This window comes from Streptomyces spiramenti (assembly GCF_012034385.1).
GTDB lineage: Bacteria > Actinomycetota > Actinomycetes > Streptomycetales > Streptomycetaceae > Streptomyces > Streptomyces spiramenti.
The window spans coordinates 1-2,348 of the sequence record NZ_JAAVJB010000404.1; the positions used below are offsets into that span (position 1 = coordinate 1).

Genomic DNA, 2,348 nt, shown 5'->3' on the forward strand with positions numbered 1-2,348 from the left:
GGCCCGGACGGGCGCGGGCGGCGCCTCGTCCGGCGGGGGGCGGGTCTCCACGGTCATCGGCGGTCTCCCGTCGGGCGGGGCGGGGCGCACACCCCGCGGGGCGGGCGGCTGGGCGCAGCGGGCGGAGCCGGGCGACGGCGGTCAGTCGCGCAGGATGCGGTCCATCGCCTCGGTGGCCTCGGCCGCCGCCGCCTCGACGTCCCGGTCACCGCTCAGGACCGACAGCAGCATCCGCTGGACCACCTGTTCCGCCTGGACCTCGCCGAACCGCTCACTGACGGGCAGGTGCTTCCCCGCGTCGGCCAGTTGGCGGGCGAACGGCGCGACGTGGGGGTCGTCGGAGGCTGCGTACCCGGCCAGCAGGCTCTGCCGGGCGGGGAAGAAGCCGCTGTCCCGCGTCCACCGGTCGGCGAACTCCCCGGTGGTCATCAGCTCCACCAGGCTCCAGGCCAGTTCGGGGTGGTCGGTGCCCTCGATGACACTGACCAGCGAACCACCCGCGAACGAGGGGCTGATGCCACCCTCCTGGCCGGGCACCGGCACCACGCCGAGGCGGTCGGCCCAGGAGGCGTCCTCCCGCAGCAGGTTCCCCACCGCCCAGGAGCCGTTGAGGACCATGGCCGCCCGTCCGTCGCGGAAGCTCTGGAGCGTGTCCGCCTCCGTCCAGGTGTCCGCCGCCGCCACCGAGAGACCGTGCTCGGTCGCCAGGCCGGTGAACCAGCCGATCCCCTCGATCGCCTCGGGGCTGTTCAGCGCAGACCGCCAGCCCCCGGACTCGACGACCGCCACCTCTCCACCGGCGCCCCAGAGGTAGGGGTAGAACGAGTGCTCGCTCGCGCCGGGCACGGGGTAGGGGATCATCTCCGGTTCCTGTTCCCGGAGTTCCTTCCCGACCGCGACCAGCTCGTCCCAGGTGGCGGGTGGTTCCAGGCCGTGCTCGGCGAAGACGTCGGCCCGGTAGTACAGCGCCCGGACCCCCGCGTACCAGGGCATGCCGTGGAGCCGGCCGTCCAGCGTCCCCGCCTCCCGCACTCCGGCGAGGAGGTCGCCGTCGAGCCCGGTCGCGGCCACCTCCTCGGTGACGTCCGCGACGATGGCCGCCGCCGCGAACTCCGGCACCCACGTGGTCCCGATCTCCGACACGTCGGGCAGCGCGTCACCGGCGGCGGCCGTGGTGAGCTTGTCGTGCGCCTGGTCCCAGGGCACCAGTTGGTACTCCAGCCCGGCGCCGGTGCGCTCGCGGAACACGGCCCGCAACTCCTCGAACCAGGGCCCCGCCTCCGGCGAGGTGCCCTCCATGACCCACAGCCGGAGCGTCGTGTCGGCGGGGTCGCCCCCGGCGCCGCCGCACCCCGCGACCGGCAGCGCCAGCGCGACCGCCGCCGCCCCGAGCCCGAGACGTCGCCCCATGGGTTCCTCCCTGCGTCCGCACGGTCACCGGCGGTTGCCGACCCGACGCATTGTGGCCCCGGAACACCCCCGCCGGGAGGGGCGCGCGACCGTCGGCGGCAGCTGCGCCGGGCCGTACCACCGGTTCGGCGGAACCGATGCGGGGCAGCGTCCGTCACAGACGCAACGTGCCCCGCGATCCGGGCGGGGCGCACGGGACGGAAGGAGCGTCATGCGCAGCAAGGTTCTGGTTCCGGTGCTGGCAGCCACGGCCCTCACCATCGCGGCGTGCGGTGGTGACTCCTCCGGGGACGACGGGCCGCCGCCCGCCGCCGACTCCGGCGCGGACGACGGCGCCGCCACCGGCGGCGCGGGCGACGACGGTGCCGGGGAGGACGGAGCGGCGACGGGCGGTGGCGGGGCCGGCGGCGAGGAGCGGCAGCCCGGCGACCTGCCCGACGAGAACGTCTTCGTCGAGCGCGCGGAGCAGATAGCCGCGGACTGGCCGGAGGCACAGCCCGCCGACAACTTCTCCAGCCCGGTGCTGTGGGCGATCGAGGGCGTCGTCGAGGCGGACCCCGGCGACACCGCGCTGACGGTGGTCGTCGGCCACGGCGACTGCGACGCCGACTGGGGCGCTTGGGTCCACGAGACCGACGACCTGGTGGTCCTCGGCGGCTGGTCGGTCGAGGACCCCGCGGCCGAGGTGTGCAACGAGATGCTCGCCGTGGACGAGGTGGAGGTCGAGCTGGAGCAGGAGCTCGGCGACCGCACCCTGGTCGACGCCATGACCGCCGAGGAACCCACGCCCATGGCTGCCGGCGGGAGCTGACACCCCGCACGACCGGGCCCGCGGCGCAGAGCGCGCGGTCCGGGCACGTCACCGCCCGGTACCGGGATCGCTCCGGTACCGGGCGGGGGTCTGTCCGGCGCCGGCCGGGAGGCGGCGCCGCGGGGGG

Annotated in this window: 2 protein-coding genes; one reads left to right on the top strand and one right to left on the bottom strand. The window is 75.8% G+C overall.

Features of this window, described 5'->3' with window-relative positions:
• Window positions 1-141: 141 nt before the first annotated feature.
• Window positions 142-1,410, bottom strand: a complete 1,269-nt coding sequence (locus HCJ92_RS23670; RefSeq protein WP_167935654.1) for an extracellular solute-binding protein — start codon at window positions 1,408-1,410, stop codon at window positions 142-144.
• A 211-nt stretch (window positions 1,411-1,621) separates the two neighbouring features.
• On the opposite strand from HCJ92_RS23670, the gene HCJ92_RS23675 reads away from it, so the two are divergent.
• On the top strand, window positions 1,622-2,221 hold the full coding sequence (locus HCJ92_RS23675; RefSeq protein ID WP_167935655.1) for a hypothetical protein: 600 nt from the start codon (window positions 1,622-1,624) through the stop codon (window positions 2,219-2,221).
• The last annotated feature ends 127 nt before the right edge of the window (window positions 2,222-2,348 follow it).

Coding starts and splice junctions, on each gene's coding strand:
- HCJ92_RS23675 (WP_167935655.1), top strand. CDS start 1,622: ATGCGCAGCAAGGTTCTGGTTCCGGTGCTGGCAGCCACGGCCCTCACC.
- HCJ92_RS23670 (WP_167935654.1), bottom strand. CDS start 1,410: ATGGGGCGACGTCTCGGGCTCGGGGCGGCGGCGGTCGCGCTGGCGCTG.